Raw genomic sequence first — 13,926 nt, forward strand, 5'->3', positions numbered from 1 at the left:
GCACGATACTTAATCTGATCATAATGCTCAGGCTAAATGGACACTCTTAGTCTTTGGTCGAATTTGTGGATTGGTATCAGGGCTTGCGGCGGCTCAGTAGCCCGGATGCAGTGTCTTCAGGGGACTCTTGCAACTTGCACGAGCGGGCGTTTTCCAATGACTACTCTGACGCATTCCGCTTGTACCGGGTCTACGAATTCACCACCGCCCCGAAACTTTTTATTTTGCCGGGGGCGATTGAGCAACATGTGCATTTGTTGCCGCAAAACTACAAGGCTCGGTTTTAACGCGAGATATTGTCGGTCGCCTTATTCGAAGATAAAAAACTCTAGCTAGCCATGCGCTGATTCCAAAGGGATGGTTACAGGTAGACCTCGAGCCTGAAGGCAAATATGAAAGGAAACGTCATGCTTAAGCGGCAGGCAGCGCTAGTTATCGCCCTTTGTTCAATGTTCATATCGGCAACCACCATGGCAACAGAAGAAGCGGAATACACAGTACTTCTGAAGGAGGAGAATCTGGAAGTGCGTCATTATGAGCCGCAGATCGTTGCAGAGACCGTCGTTGACACAGAATTTGAAGACGCGGGCAGCGAAGCTTTCGGTCGTTTGTTTAAATACATTTCCGGCAATAACCAATCCCAGCAGGAAATTGCCATGACCGCGCCCGTTGGGCAGGTGGCCGAAGGTCAGGATATCGAAATGACAGCACCGGTAGGTCAGACCCAGGTTGATGGTAAATGGGTAGTAAGTTTTATGATGCCGGGATCATTTACGATGGATAGCATACCGAAACCCATGGACCAACGGATCGTTTTACGTCGGGTGCCGCAACGGACGATGGCAGCCATACGATACTCCGGGTTTTGGAGTGAATCAGGCTACCAAAAGAACAAATCCAAGCTGGAAAAGTGGATTGATAAAAAGGGGTACATCGCAACTGGAGCGCCGATATGGGCGCGTTATAACGCACCGTTCGTGCCGTGGTTTCTGAGACGGAACGAAGTATTGATTCCCATAGAACGGGCGCAATGAAACCTCAGATTATGATTTGAAAATCAACGAATTCAAACCATCAGGATGATGTAATGCCCCAATCCCCCCTCGCCCAACCCCTGAAACTCCCCTGCGGAGCAGTCCTGCCCAACCGAATTGCCAAGGCTGCCATGACCGAGGGGCTGGCAGACGATCAGCTACACGCTACCCACCGTCATGAAACCCTTTATGGGCGGTGGTCCGATGGCGGGGCAGGGCTGCTGATTACCGGCAACGTCATGATTGATCACCGGGTGCTGGAGCGGCCGGGTAACGTGGCGATTGATCCGGCGCCCGATTTAACGAAAGGGAAGGGCGAGCCCGAGGGTATGGCGCAGTTGCGTGCCTGGGCCGAAGCAGGCACCCGCAACGGCAACCATTTGTGGATGCAGATTTCCCATGCTGGTCGGCAGTCGCCGCGTTACGTTACCTCGCGCCCAATGGGGCCGTCGGCGGTGCAGCTATCGCTGATGGGCAACTACGCCCGCCCACGGGCGCTCACGGAGCCGGAGATCCTCGATTTTATCCAGCGCTTTGCCAACGTTGCCCGGATTGCCAAAGAGGCGGGTTTCACCGGTGTTCAGGTGCATGGTGCTCATGGTTATCTGTTGTCCTCTTTTCTCTCTCCGGTAACCAACCAGCGGACTGATCGCTGGGGCGGGGCGCTGGCTCAATGAGGAGGGTATTGATCTGCTGGAGGTGTCCGGCGGCACCTACGAACAGCCGCGGCTGCTCGGGTACAGTGGCAATGCCGAAACCGCGAGCGATGGGCCGGCCATGCGGGAAAGCACTCGCAAGCGGGAGGCTTACTTCCTGGATTATGCTCAGACGATTCGTGAGGTGTGTGATTGCCCGCTGATGCCACTCAAAAAAATCAACGTGCTGGGCGGCCAGTCCTGGTATTACCAGCAGATTTTCCGGCTTGCAGATGACGAAGAGGCGGATCCGGATCTGGGCATCCTCAAGGCCGCCGGGGCCTACGTGAAGGATGAACTGAGCCAGGCCAGGCAGGTAAAGAAGTCCCTTCGCCAGCGCGGGGGCTGACGTTCTGGAGCTAGAGCGTCTCCAGTGTATGGATTAGTTCACTGCGCTCATCATCAAGGGTGAGTAGTTCGCGTTTCAGGCGCGCAATCTCTTCCCGATGGTAGTTAATGTCTTCAAGCGCATCGGCGCGCTGTTCCGGTGTCGTGCCATCACTGACGATGAGCGTCTCTGAATCTTCAATGAATTGCCGCTCTTTGACGATCTTTTGCTCGGTGGCAGTTAGCTGGTCTTCAATACGGCTAATGGCTGTCGCTAACTCGTGCCGGGCATAGCCTTCTTGATAGCCTTCTGCAAAACGGGGGAATTCTGAGCATGTAGGGCTGAGCTTACCTCCTGCTTCGCCGGATGTGAGGCCGTTTTCGTAGGTGCAGAATCCCGCAACCCCCATGTCATAGCCCGCTTTGAAATCGGGGTATCGTGTGGCAGTGCAGTTGGCGTTGTAGCTTGCGCCTTTCAGTCCCAGGTTTTTACCGCGTTCAAACACGCAGAAGTCAGACAATCCGGACCTATGCCCTTCTTTGAATGCCTGGAAATCCGCGCGGATGTTGTGATCAGCACAATCTGACTGGTATTCGCTGAAGCTTTGTGTGCCCTGGCCGTTTGCACCGTGCTGATAACCAACGGCGTGCCAGTCTGCGACGCGGCATTCCTGCTCATTCATTGTTGCGCATCCGGCCAGCATGAGAAACGCAGCGGCAGTGGCAAACCAGGAGATTTTGCGGTTAAGCATAGAGCGTGTTCTTCCAGATTATTGAGAATTATGAAGCGGCGCCCGATCATACAGCAGGGGTTTTGACTAAATTCCAGGTCGCAATAATAGCACGTCGAATTGCGGCGACACCCGTGGCCAAGCGATTAACTACGAAGCCTTTTTAAAAGCTCCCGGAAAAGGAACGGCTTTAGGGGATGGTTACCTACCCCAATAGTCTCCGCTGGATAGAGTGGGGCAGAAATCGAGTGATAAAAGCGGCAATATAAGTCTGCGGTGTAACCAGATACCGAGGCTTGGGGCGTGCCGCTTCTGCAGCTCTGTAGATCTTTTCGGCAACGTCTGCCGCACTGGCTGTAAAGGGCTTTATTCTGGCGCCAGGCGCGAGAGCTGCTTCCATTGCCTCGTATTTTTCCTGGTGCGCCATGCTCGCCCGCTCAATCACGGGCCGTAAGGCGGCCAGGGCATGCTCTCTGAAGCGGGTCGCCACGGGCCCCGGGAGCACAAGCGAGACGCTTTCCAGGCTTTTGCTGCCCTGTTCATCAAACCAGAAGCTGTCGTGAGCGGCGTTCATCGCGGACTTGGCGGCACAGTAGGCGCCTTTCATTTTCTGGGGCGCGATAGAGAGAACGGAGCTGACGGCGATGACCCGTAACGGTATTCCGTGTTGTTCGCAGAGCCTCAGGCAGACTGCGGCCAGCTTGATCGGGCCGAATACGTGGGTGCTGAATTGCTTTTGCCACATGGATTCGGACAGATCGCGAAGCGCGCCGAATTGCCCGTAACCCGAGTTGTTGACCAGGATAACCCGCTCGGCGCTCGCGATTTCCGGATCCAGTGCGCCCGCAAGGCCCTCAATCTGGTCAAAGGACTCAAGATCCAGTGCCATCTCCAGAGCTGCGGACTCAACGCCAGTTGGCTGTCGGGACAGGGCGATAACCCTGTAGCCTTTCCGGGCAAAGAGGGCGCAGGCCTCACGGCCAATGCCGGCGCTGGCACCGGTTATCAGGGCGAGGTTCGTCATCGCAATATCCGCACCTTCAGATTCCGCCGACTCAAACAGCGCCGACATAACCCGATGACAAGCCAGGCTGCGTTGCGATTTTTCATAGTTGCTGTCCTTTCGTTTGATGCGCCATCAAGATATCGTCGATACGATCTACATCGTAACTTTGTTTACCGACTATTCAATGACGGGAGCCCAAGTATGGCCGACGAAGACACTCTGCAAGCGCTTAAAATTGCTTTCACGTTTATGCCACACCCAATGGAGATCAACCGCTTCGAGTACGGTGACGATACCGACAAGGTTCAGGCACAGGTGAAATTTGTTCGGGAAGTGCTGGCTCACCATGGCATCGACCCCGAAGAGGTCAGCGGTGATATCAATCCGGATTCTGAGCCAAATTCCTGCTACTGAGGTGTGGCTTTTTGGCTTCGTTTGTCGTTGTAGAGTCGCTGAGCTGCCATGCGCATCAGGCTGGCGGGCACTTTCTGCCGGAGGAGGCCCCTGAGCAGGTGGCTGGGGCGTTGCTGGATTTTTTCGGATAGGGATTTGAGGTGAACGAGTCCCCTGTTGATGTCTGGTAGGTCACGAATCAAGGAAGAGCACCCAGTTCTGCATTCGGAGGTGAAATTCACCGGCCTGCCGCCCGGATATGAAAAGACTCACTGACGCCAGGTGCCGGATGTTTAGTGGTTCCGCATCCGTCACCGTTTTCCCTCGCCAGGTAGGAGTGAAGTCACTGAACGGAAGCCGTATTCGGCTCCAGTTTTCCTTATCGGGTGTAAGTGCATGTTGGTACACAATGCTGCGCCGATCAGTGCTGGTTCGAAGCCCGATCTTGTAGGTTTTACCATCGCCGCGAGCCAGCAGTTCAATACCTGTCCAGCCGGATGCATCCCGTGGTTGGGGCAGGTCCGCTTTGGCCGAGGCAAAGCCGCCGCCGTTATCTAACCGCACAGTGCCAGAAAAGTGGCCGTACCCTTCCTCCGAGCAGGCAACCTTGCCGTCGGATTGCCCACCCATCACTTGATCACCGAGGGATTCCCACTCAAGGTCTCTCTCTTGACCATCAAAAGTGACCAATGCCGGGGCTGGTTTGCAGTGGCCGGTACTTTGCGTTGGTTTCATTGCTTTACCTTAAATGGTTTTGCAAAGACTGAGGCCGTCATTTTGAATCACCGATCCCCAATACAGTCGGTGTTTGGAAGCGTTACACTAATCGCTAACTATACGTCCGAAAACAATATTCAGAGTGATTGTGGTGAGCCCTTGAACGACTACATTCAGAAAATCCTCCGTGGCCAACCCATTAACTATGAAGCGTTCTTGAAGAAACTCCCGGACACCTTTCGCCGCCGCCATCGGGAATTATTTGCGACGGATAAGGTACGATCCAACGGTTGGATTGTCACCGTTCTGGATGAAACCGCTTTTGCAGAGCTGCAGAACATAGCGCAGGCGCCGGTAAGCCGGGTGGATGCCGCGAAAAAGGGCAACTCCCATCGACATGGCACCGAGGTAAGTTTCACCCTCGTCTACCATCAGGGACTGGCGTCCAGCCGGCCGGATGTGGTGGTCATCGGGAACGATTCCATCGATATGGGTTTTCAGCGAGCCCGGTTCGTGCTGGTCGTGGAGAACGAGCGTAATTTCTACGAATATCCACAGATGCTGAACTTTGCCAGTGAGGCACTGGGATGGCGTTTGGAGCTGGAGGAGTGTGATGTGGTGTTGGGAGGTGGCAACCGGGTTACCCGGGCCGCGATTCTTGATTGGCTGAAGGGCTACGAGGAAGTATTCTGCGCCTTCGATTATGATGCCGGTGGGCTGCAAATGTTCTCGACGATAGCAGCCTCTCTCGGTGACAAAGCCACGTTTGTTCAGCCGACCAACTGGCAGCCAAGGCTGAACCAGTTCTGCAAGGTGCCGGACAGCACCGAGCGGTTTACAAGAGCTGTATCGCTGGCTGAGGGGCTTGGTTTTGTGGCCCTGGCAGAGGCGTTTCGATCTACCGGCAAATTCATGGAACAGGAGATGATTCTGGATGACTGAACCCCAGGCGAGCCCAAGCAAATTCACCTTCGGCATCCGCCGTCTGGTGCTGGTGGATTCCGCCGGTTTCTGTTACGTGGAAATCCCGGTGGACAACCACGGTCTGATCCTGGGCCCGGGCAACCTGGGCAAGTCCAGTCTGCTGAATTCGCTGCGTCTGTTTCTGTTGCCGGAAAACAACTTCAAGAACAGCCGCAAGAAATTCGCTTTCCGTAATGCCAGCGCCGGCAGCTTTTACACCAACGAGGAAAGCTACCAGCATTACTTCCCCAGCCATTTCAGTTTCCTGATCATGGAAGCCGAGAACCCGGCCGGGGTGCATTGCCAGATCCTGTACCGGGACAGCGCCAGTCAGCTCAGCTATGGCCGCGCTTTCGTGCCGGTGGGGTATGACCAGTTGCGGCCCCTGTTCTGGAACGGTGATGATGAGGACGGAATCGGCCAGGCCGTGCCAGAGCTGTCCTTCAGCCGTTTATCAGAGGCGCTGAAAAAATTCTCCAAAGATACCCGGCTGGTGAATGACCCCGCCAAACTCAAACAGATGCTGTACAGCAGCGAGCTGATGAACGCCGATGCCGTGCGCTATTCGGTGCTGCCCCTGGGTGAGTCCGAGGAGCGTCGGGTGCAATCGCTGCGCACGCTGATCCTCCTGCTGTTTGAAATGAAGGCGGACGATCAGGCCATGGCCAATGCGGTGGCCAGCATCATTGAGGCGGACAAGAAGTTTGCCGACGATGCCTTCGATTTCAATATCGACGACTTTCTTAACCGGCATGACCAGTTAAAACAGCAACAAACCCAGCTCACCCGAATCGAAAAAGAGCGCCCGCGGTTTGAAAAACTCTACCGGGATTACCAGGCGCACCAAACGCTGCTTCGCAGTCAGCACGACTATGCCGCTTTTCGGGCTGGCCTGACCAATGCCTTGCAGGACATTGGTTCCAGGCGCAGAGCCGCAGTCGATGCGTTCAATGAGCAGAACGACACACTGCGCCACATACTGCAGGCTCTGAAAAAACTGGAGCAGGATTCCAGCGGTCTGAAGGGCGAAATCCGTTCCGCCGACCGTCGACTAAAGCAGGCAGAGCAGAACCAGAAAGATGGCGAACTGCTGGTATCCCAGTACGGGGAGATGACTCTGCAGGAAATCGAGGACATCCAGAGAGAGGAACTCGAGGGCAAGAAAGGGCATCTGGCGGCATTGAAAAGTGCCGCCCAGTCAGAAATCAGGCTGGAGCAGATAGAGCGGAAAAATCAGGAGTTGGAGCGCAAACTCGAAACCCTGAAGGATCGTGAGAGCAAGCAAAAATGGCAGTTACAGAATCAGCTGGATGAGGCCACCGCTGCGCCGTTGCGATCTGTGGATCAGCGTTTGGTTATGGCCAGTCCGGGCCAGGATCTGGACGCAGAGACCAAGGCCGCCATCGAAGCCTTTGCCCGGTTGTTCGTACCCAATGATAAAGGCTTTGACTGGTTCGACGCCGAATACCAGGCCCAGCCGGCCCGGCAGACTGACTTTGCAGAGCAACGCCGGCATATTGAAGGCGAGCTTCATGGCCTGGAAAAGGAGCGTGCCGAGCTAGCAGACACAGCCAACCAGGAACATGATCGGCCCCGGTTGATCGAGCGCACGGAAAAAGAGATCCGCGCCATCGAAAAAGATCTGGACACCCTGAGCCGTTACCCGGCCGCGGCCACCACCCTGCGGGACGCCACTGAGGAAAAGCAGGCGGCGGAGGAGCAGCTGGCCAAGTTGGAAGAACAGGCCCAGCTGGAACAGGAGAAACAGGATGCCGTGCAGCAAAAAGCGGCCAGGGCCAGAGCAGAAAAAGAGCGGATCGAAGAGCGAGAGCGGGAGCTGGCGGGCCTCAGCCGTAGCGTGGGAACCGTGGAGCACCGTTTCCCGTATCTGACAGCCGTGGACGCCGAGCAGCCGCTGGCCATTGAGCGGGTCTCCGTTGCCGCCTTCGACGATCTACAGACCCAGTTGGACGACCTGGAAGAACGGCGTCGCAGTATCCTCGACCACTTGCGCCAGTTCGTCTATCTGGGCATTCATGAAGACACCGAAGGCGAATTGCAGAAAGACGGCCCGGCATCATCGGTCATTCGTGAGACCTTTAAAAGCCTGTCGGATCTGTTTGCTGGCATGGCCGAGCGCTGGAATGTGCTGGAGCAGCAAGTTGGTATTCACAACGAGACAGTGGCCAGTTACCGCCAGGCCCTGAAATCCAACCACGAGCACATTGCCCGTTTTGAGGCGCAACTCAACCGCGAGCTGGACGGCGTGCGTATCAACGACTTGGTGGAAATTCGCGTGGATATCCACACCGATCCCAAATTCCGGAATCTGGTGGAAGAAGCCAATAACATCGATCCTTATGGCAACCAGCTGCAGTCCGATGCGTTCTACGACCGTCTGCGTGTGTTTGTGGCGGATTTTTTCGGGGAGGGCGGTAGCAATCGGCTGACCATGGACAAGGTGATCACCGGCATTTCCTACCGCACGCGCAAGGAAAACGCCGCGAACCTGGACAAGAAAGGCCAGTCCACTTCCACCACCGCACTGATTAACCTGGAGCTCGTGTACCGGCTGCTCAAACGGGTGCTGTATCCCGGCGTGCAGCTGTCGTTCCCCATGGTGCTTGATGAGCTGGCCAGCGTGGACATCAGCCAAATGCCCTCGCTGCTGGAACGTTTACGCCAGCAGGGCTTCAACCTCTTCTCCGCCGCCACTCACAGTGCCAGCGCGGAAGTGATTTACCTGATCGGCCGGCACCTGGAAGTGGGGCAGATGCGTACCGCACGGCCCTATAGCCCGCAGCGCACTCTGGTGTTCTGGGGTGGGGCGGAAGGGTTCACCAACGGCGAGCGCCTGAGCCACTGGGTCGACCAGACCCAGAACAGCCTGCTGGAGCCGGTGGATGAGTAAGCGCTTCAGCACCCTGGACACCACCCGACTGCTGTTCGAGCACCCAAAGATTCTGTTCCGGATGATTGAGCGGATGGACCGGAACGAGAGCCGGTATATCCGGGAGAGCGACCTTGTGGCCGAGGTGATGGACTACACCAGCGCCCTCGGTAAGGCGGATCGGGACCGGGTGCGCCTGGCTTTGAACACCGACAATCTGTTCCGAAGCGGCCTGGTGATCGACATCATCAAGGCCGAGGGCGAGCGGCGACTTGTGTTCCAGGATGCCCTGATCAACCTGATGCGGGCCTGTAACGCCTCGCTGTATCAGGAACTGACCGATGCCCGCCTGCGAGGCCACCTGGTGACCTTGCGGGATGTGCGCAATCGCCTGGAAACCAGCAGCTTCAGCGACGCCGACCCGGACCACACCGAATTGCGGGACGATCTGAACGAGCGGGTCAGCCAACTCATCGGTCTGCTGCGCCAGAATGTCCTGCGCATGCAGACTATCAGTGCCCAGCTTGCAGATCTGTCGGGCGACGCCAGCCGGGCGCCAGAGAAATATCTGGAATTCCGCCAGAATCTGTTTGAGCAGATCGTTACCCTCTACGAGCGCCATATCAAACCGACCCTGGTATTCCTGAACCCGGATACACGGCTGCCCGATGGCAGTAACCTGTTCGAGACCCTGGAAGCCATGGTCCGGCTGCTGGAAAACCACGGCGATCACAGCCTGGCGGACCAGCTGTTCCGTTCTTCCATCAGCCTCAACGCCTTGTATAAACCCATTCAGGCGGTGGCCCAGGAAGTGGAGCACTTCCTCCGCAAGACTCGCCAGGGCATGGTCCAGTACAACGCCATGGAGCATTTCTACGGCAAACTTCAAGAACTCAAAGGCGAAACCGAGACCCTCAGCCTGAAACGAAAATGGCTCGAAGGCGGGAGCTTTGCCCGCAGCACCGGTTTCCTGGTGGGTCTGCGGGCCCAGCAGCGCCCGAAAAACTATGCCTTCGGGAACTCGTCCAGCTATTACCAGTTGCTGTTTAGCGAGCTGGAACTGCGCCTGAACGATCTTCGCCGTAAAGCCGAGGTGCCGGTTCTCCAGCAGGTCGATGGCAGCGGCCGTCACACCCGCATTGATGTGCAGCGTATCAACCAGCTCTATCAATGGCTGGAAACCCTGGAATTGAGGCCTACCACGGACTTGGTGCGGGAGCTCCACGGCCGGCTGGATAGCTTTATCCCCGGCTATCGCTTTCCGGATCTGTTGGCGGCTCTGAACCGACTGGTAAACTCGCCACCAGAGGGCCTGCAGGTGGTCACTACCAACCGTTTCCGAATCCTGGATCAGTCATCCGACAGCGAGCAGTTTGTCTACCGCAAGCGCCGTCTGGAAGCTATTGCCCCGGCCAATCAAGAAGAGCGACACCATGCCTGATTTCTCCGACGCGATCGATACCAACACATCCGTTGATGATTCCCAAACTTCAAGTAGCTTCGAGCAGATCCTCCCGGCCCACAGCGCCGCGATTTACCGGGAATTCCAGGCTGGTCGGGTAATCGTGCGTGATGTATGGGACAGCAACCGCTCCGAGCTTCGCGCCAACCCGCTCTATAATTTGCTTTATAACCATCTGTCCCACTTCCGGACCTTTTATGAACACCTGGGCAGCGAGCTGGTGTTCAACGAGACCGGAGCGTTTTTCTTTCTCAAGGAAAGCAGTGACGACGAGAGCGAAGAGCACGATGAAAACGCCTTCCGGGTGCAGGTCATACTGCTGATCATCGGGCGTTATTTCGCTCGCAGTGGCCGCGATCTGGATTACCTTGGCCGCCCGGACGCCGGTTTGAATGAGCAGGATCTTACGGCGTTGGCCGAGGATGAAGAATATCGGGAGATTCTTCGGGCGGCACGCTTTGAAAAAGGTGCGCCCGAAGCGCTGGATTATCTGGAAAAACGCAACCTGTTGTTTCGCTCCGGCGCAGGCCGCTGCTTCCTGAGTTCCGCCGGTCTCTATTTTCTGCAGGAGCTGGTTCGGGAGTATGAGCAGGGATAGGAGGCGGGTTCTTTTAGCGCTCCGGCTCCTGCGCACTTTCCTTTTCAAGATCCGTTTCAAGCTGCCGAATACACCGATCGAAGGCCCGGCTGATTCGAGTCTGATCGTTGATCATGGCCATTCGTGGCCAGGTGGCCTGTTCCCCAAGGCGGATATACATCTCCAGGTCGTCGGCATCCGGATTCGAAAGCACCTTGCCATAGAGTGCCGGCTTGAGCGGGAAGTGGATGTTGATATCCCCGAGGTAGCGTTGGCTGGCCATGGCATAGGCCTGTTCCACGAGAGGCCGGAAAATTCCCGGCTGAAGGCTCTGGCGAGTAAATTTCAGCGCTGTGGCGAGCTGGCCGTGGGCTACCGAAACTGCAGCCTTCTTGGCCCAGGCCTTTATGCCATGTTCGTCAGGATGGGTAATAAATGGCACCACGTGGGGGTTGGCCTGGCTCACGATGGTTTTGTTCACATTATGAAGGCGGGCCATCCTCATTAGTGGCAGGTCGCCATGCACACTCCCGTCGATCCAGCTTTCGCTGGGCATGTAAGGTACGCTGCTGTCATTCCCGCCGTCCGGGTCCCGGGCACGAAGTATCACCGGCGGATAAATGCCCGGTACTGCACAGGAGGCCATGACCGCAGAATCCACCAGTACCGCGGGTGAGGACAGCCAGTTCAGCAATCTTGGCTTTTGCTGGGTCCGGGTGGGGGAGACCGAAATATTCAGAGTGCGGCCGCTGTGTTCAAAGGCTTCCCTGAAACTGACGCTGCCCAGGTTGTACTGCACATGTTCCTGCAATTGTTTGGGGTCCATGGCGTGGCCCCTGCGGAGCGCCTGGGCGATACCCAGCCAACGGAAGGCCTGGCGATGGATGCGCTCCGGGTGTTCAAAAAAACCTTTCAGTTCCTGTTCATCCCGACAGCAGATGGCTCCCGCTACAATCGCTCCCATGCTGGACCCGGCAATCACATCCGGCAGCAGGTCGTTGCGCCATAACGCCCGGGTGACCCCAATATGGTAAATGCCGAAAGCTGCACCACCGCTGAGCATCAGCGCCGGCCGACCATAGACCCGCTCGGCGTCTCGGAACATTTTCAGTTTGCGGGCAGTTGTGACCTCAGGAATCGGGTGGTCGCAGACGAACGCCATGGAGGTCTCCACGGCGTCAAGAAATTCACCCACCAGACGGTTTGTGCCGCTCCGCGCGACAGCGTACAGGTCCGGATTGGAAAGCTCCCCAAGGTGGCGATAGAGGCTTTCCTGCAGTACCCGGATCAGGCGTCGGGGGTCACCATCTTGGCGGCACCGGTCCATGGTGGCCATGTGTTCGCGCATCAGGCTCTCGTGCAGCATCCCGGTCTCTTCCTGTTCGCGCCAGGCGAGCAGGCCGTCCATGTCGTCCAGGGCGGCCGCGGCCTCATACCATTGCTGGTAGTTACGGGCCTGGTCCAATTGTCGTTGGAGGAGTTTGCGGGTTCTGGAGTTCTGATTCATTCCACCACCTTAACTGATCCTGTCAAAGCTGTGGAGCGGACGGTTTCCTGGGCCCCGGTTATTTGCTATGTTTATTCGTGTTGATCAGCACCAATTGCAGATCAGACATGTCAGCGGGAGAGACTGAATCGCCTAAGCAGGCGATCAGCGCCGAAGGAGCAACTGCCCCGGAAACTCTCAGGCAAACGGACCGCTGACATGAAAACTTTCCGAAGAGTTGTCGGCGACTGCGTCAGTCGGCACACCGAAGGAGCAAGCGGCCCGTTTCGCTGAAGCAGCCCGTGAATCTCTCAGGTCCCGTGACGGAAGGGGTGCTTTCTACTGATTTCAGGTAGAGAGGGAACCCTGGACGCCTCACGGAACACGGAGATCATCATGAAGCGAATCGCTGTAATTGGCGGCGGTATTACCGGCATTACCACGGCTTACACCCTTGCCAAGCGCGGGCTCGAAGTTACTGTTTACGAGAAGCACCGCTATGCGGCGATGGAAACCTCCTTCGCCAACGGCGGTCAGCTTTCGGCCTCCAATGCGGAGGTCTGGAACAATTGGCAGACGGTGATCAAGGGCATCAAATGGATGTCTCGAAGAGACGCGCCATTGCTCGTTAATCCCAAGCCCTCCTGGCACAAACTGAGCTGGTTTGCCGAGTTCATGGCTGCCATTCCCCAGTACGAGAAGAACACCACCGAAACCGCCCGTTTGGCCATTGCTGCCCGTGACCACCTGTTTGCCTGGGCGCAGGAAGAGGGGATTGATTTCGATCTCAAGAAGCAGGGCATTTTGCATATCTATCGGGACAAGGCCGGTTTTGATCACGCCGCGAAGGTCTCACGGCTATTGTCCGCCGGAGGTTTGGAGCGACGCTCAGTCACGCCGGAAGAAATGAAAGCCATCGAGCCCACCCTGGCAGGAAACTATTACGGCGGCTTTTTCACGGAGAGTGATTCCACCGGCGATATCCATAAGTTCACCAACGGTCTGGCCGACGCGATCCAGCGTCTTGGCGTCAAGACCTGCTACGGACACACGGTGACCGAACTGAGCGCGGATGAAAACAGTGCCTGGGTTACGGTGCACAATGGCGAAGAGCAATCCCGGGATACCTTTGATGGTGTGGTGATCTGTGCGGGTGTTGGCAGTCGGGCGCTGGCATCGAAACTGGGCGACCGGGTCAATATTTATCCGGTCAAAGGCTACTCCATTACCGTGGAGCTGGACGACGAGGCCTCTCAGAAAGCAGCGCCAACGGTCAGTCTGCTGGACGACGCTACCAAGATCGTCACCAGCCGACTCGGCGATGGTCGTTTTCGGGTCGCAGGGACCGCGGAATTCAGCGGCTACAATCGCGACATCAAGGATGACCGGATCAGGCCACTCACCCGCTGGGTCGAGCAGTGTTTCCCCGGAGTCTGTACCCGGCGTGTTGTGCCCTGGGCCGGACTCCGCCCCATGCTGCCCAACATGATGCCGCGAGTCGGGCCAGGGCGCCTGCCTACCGTGTTCTACAACACCGGCCACGGTCACCTGGGCTGGACGCTCTCGGCCATCACTGCCGAGATGCTGGCAGACTCGGTGGTGAAGGCATCCTGAAGCCTGCCTTCAGGCCGGGTTGCGGAACGTC

The 13,926-nt window shown here is 56.9% G+C and carries 13 protein-coding genes and 1 riboswitch; of the genes, 9 read left to right on the top strand and 4 right to left on the bottom strand.

Annotated elements, in window-relative coordinates; all coding sequences use genetic code 11:
* Positions 1 to 407: 407 nt before the first annotated feature.
* Genes ACN0XM_RS16600 through ACN0XM_RS16610 form a run of 3 tightly spaced genes read left to right on the top strand, consistent with a single transcriptional unit; the run spans position 408 to position 2,078 of the window.
* Entirely contained in the window at positions 408 to 1,034 is a 627-nt protein-coding gene (locus tag ACN0XM_RS16600) for an SOUL family heme-binding protein (RefSeq protein ID WP_417568051.1), read from the top strand.
* A 53-nt stretch (positions 1,035 to 1,087) separates the two neighbouring features.
* Positions 1,088 to 1,711: a hypothetical protein gene (locus ACN0XM_RS16605; RefSeq protein WP_417568052.1), complete on the top strand. Its 624-nt coding sequence runs from the start codon at positions 1,088 to 1,090 to the stop codon at positions 1,709 to 1,711.
* 22 nt (positions 1,712 to 1,733) lie between these two features.
* A complete protein-coding gene (locus ACN0XM_RS16610) occupies positions 1,734 to 2,078 on the top strand; it encodes a hypothetical protein (RefSeq protein WP_417568053.1) in 345 nt (114 codons plus the stop codon).
* A gap of 10 nt (positions 2,079 to 2,088) precedes the next feature.
* On the opposite strand, the gene ACN0XM_RS16615 is transcribed toward ACN0XM_RS16610, so the two are convergent.
* Positions 2,089 to 2,808, bottom strand: coding sequence for a DUF2799 domain-containing protein (locus ACN0XM_RS16615; protein WP_417568054.1), 720 nt, complete (start codon positions 2,806 to 2,808; stop codon positions 2,089 to 2,091).
* A 184-nt stretch (positions 2,809 to 2,992) separates the two neighbouring features.
* Positions 2,993 to 3,811, bottom strand: coding sequence for an SDR family NAD(P)-dependent oxidoreductase (locus ACN0XM_RS16620; protein WP_417568055.1), 819 nt, complete (start codon positions 3,809 to 3,811; stop codon positions 2,993 to 2,995).
* A 183-nt stretch (positions 3,812 to 3,994) separates the two neighbouring features.
* Here ACN0XM_RS16620 and ACN0XM_RS16625 point away from each other — a divergent pair, with 183 nt between their 5' ends.
* Positions 3,995 to 4,207, top strand: a complete 213-nt coding sequence (locus tag ACN0XM_RS16625; RefSeq protein WP_417568056.1) for a penicillin-binding protein — start codon at positions 3,995 to 3,997, stop codon at positions 4,205 to 4,207.
* A 171-nt stretch (positions 4,208 to 4,378) separates the two neighbouring features.
* Here ACN0XM_RS16625 and ACN0XM_RS16630 read toward each other — a convergent pair whose 3' ends face one another.
* Complete coding sequence (locus tag ACN0XM_RS16630; RefSeq protein WP_417568057.1) at positions 4,379 to 4,921, bottom strand: CIA30 family protein; 543 nt, start codon at positions 4,919 to 4,921, stop codon at positions 4,379 to 4,381.
* Positions 4,922 to 5,062: 141 nt separating this feature from the next.
* On the opposite strand from ACN0XM_RS16630, the gene ACN0XM_RS16635 reads away from it, so the two are divergent.
* Genes ACN0XM_RS16635 through ACN0XM_RS16650 form a run of 4 tightly spaced genes read left to right on the top strand, consistent with a single transcriptional unit; the run spans position 5,063 to position 10,816 of the window.
* Positions 5,063 to 5,845 carry a hypothetical protein gene (locus tag ACN0XM_RS16635; RefSeq protein WP_417568058.1) on the top strand — a complete coding sequence of 261 codons (783 nt, stop codon included), beginning with the start codon at positions 5,063 to 5,065 and terminating at the stop codon, positions 5,843 to 5,845.
* Positions 5,838 to 8,777: a hypothetical protein gene (locus ACN0XM_RS16640; protein ID WP_417568059.1), complete on the top strand. Its 2,940-nt coding sequence runs from the start codon at positions 5,838 to 5,840 to the stop codon at positions 8,775 to 8,777. Before ACN0XM_RS16635 ends, ACN0XM_RS16640 begins: the two co-directional genes overlap by 8 nt.
* The gene (locus ACN0XM_RS16645; RefSeq protein ID WP_417568060.1) at positions 8,770 to 10,197 is read left to right on the top strand and encodes a hypothetical protein; all 1,428 of its coding nucleotides are present in this window, start codon (positions 8,770 to 8,772) and stop codon (positions 10,195 to 10,197) included. Before ACN0XM_RS16640 ends, ACN0XM_RS16645 begins: the two co-directional genes overlap by 8 nt.
* Complete coding sequence (locus ACN0XM_RS16650; protein WP_417568061.1) at positions 10,190 to 10,816, top strand: condensin complex protein MksE; 627 nt, start codon at positions 10,190 to 10,192, stop codon at positions 10,814 to 10,816. Before ACN0XM_RS16645 ends, ACN0XM_RS16650 begins: the two co-directional genes overlap by 8 nt.
* A 13-nt stretch (positions 10,817 to 10,829) precedes the next feature.
* On the opposite strand, the gene ACN0XM_RS16655 is transcribed toward ACN0XM_RS16650, so the two are convergent.
* Positions 10,830 to 12,302 (bottom strand): DUF3336 domain-containing protein, encoded by a 1,473-nt coding sequence (locus ACN0XM_RS16655; RefSeq protein ID WP_417568062.1) that lies wholly within the window; start codon positions 12,300 to 12,302, stop codon positions 10,830 to 10,832.
* Positions 12,303 to 12,406: 104 nt separating this feature from the next.
* Positions 12,407 to 12,505, top strand: a riboswitch (glycine riboswitch).
* Between the two features lie 172 nt (positions 12,506 to 12,677).
* On the opposite strand from ACN0XM_RS16655, the gene ACN0XM_RS16660 reads away from it, so the two are divergent.
* Positions 12,678 to 13,895: a D-amino acid dehydrogenase gene (locus ACN0XM_RS16660; RefSeq protein WP_417568063.1), complete on the top strand. Its 1,218-nt coding sequence runs from the start codon at positions 12,678 to 12,680 to the stop codon at positions 13,893 to 13,895.
* The last annotated feature ends 31 nt before the right edge of the window (positions 13,896 to 13,926 follow it).

This window comes from Marinobacter sp. (assembly GCF_048269445.1).
Lineage (GTDB): Bacteria > Pseudomonadota > Gammaproteobacteria > Pseudomonadales > Oleiphilaceae > Marinobacter.

Bases quoted from the DNA above. Each gene is read 5' to 3' on its own strand.
- ACN0XM_RS16650 (WP_417568061.1), top strand. From the start codon at position 10,190: ATGCCTGATTTCTCCGACGCGATCGATACCAACACATCCGTTGATGAT.
- ACN0XM_RS16655 (WP_417568062.1), bottom strand. From the start codon at position 12,302: ATGAATCAGAACTCCAGAACCCGCAAACTCCTCCAACGACAATTGGAC.
- ACN0XM_RS16640 (WP_417568059.1), top strand. From the start codon at position 5,838: ATGACTGAACCCCAGGCGAGCCCAAGCAAATTCACCTTCGGCATCCGC.
- ACN0XM_RS16605 (WP_417568052.1), top strand. From the start codon at position 1,088: ATGCCCCAATCCCCCCTCGCCCAACCCCTGAAACTCCCCTGCGGAGCA.
- ACN0XM_RS16620 (WP_417568055.1), bottom strand. From the start codon at position 3,811: ATGACGAACCTCGCCCTGATAACCGGTGCCAGCGCCGGCATTGGCCGT.
- ACN0XM_RS16630 (WP_417568057.1), bottom strand. From the start codon at position 4,921: ATGAAACCAACGCAAAGTACCGGCCACTGCAAACCAGCCCCGGCATTG.
- ACN0XM_RS16600 (WP_417568051.1), top strand. From the start codon at position 408: ATGCTTAAGCGGCAGGCAGCGCTAGTTATCGCCCTTTGTTCAATGTTC.
- ACN0XM_RS16645 (WP_417568060.1), top strand. From the start codon at position 8,770: ATGAGTAAGCGCTTCAGCACCCTGGACACCACCCGACTGCTGTTCGAG.
- ACN0XM_RS16615 (WP_417568054.1), bottom strand. From the start codon at position 2,808: ATGCTTAACCGCAAAATCTCCTGGTTTGCCACTGCCGCTGCGTTTCTC.
- ACN0XM_RS16660 (WP_417568063.1), top strand. From the start codon at position 12,678: ATGAAGCGAATCGCTGTAATTGGCGGCGGTATTACCGGCATTACCACG.
- ACN0XM_RS16625 (WP_417568056.1), top strand. From the start codon at position 3,995: ATGGCCGACGAAGACACTCTGCAAGCGCTTAAAATTGCTTTCACGTTT.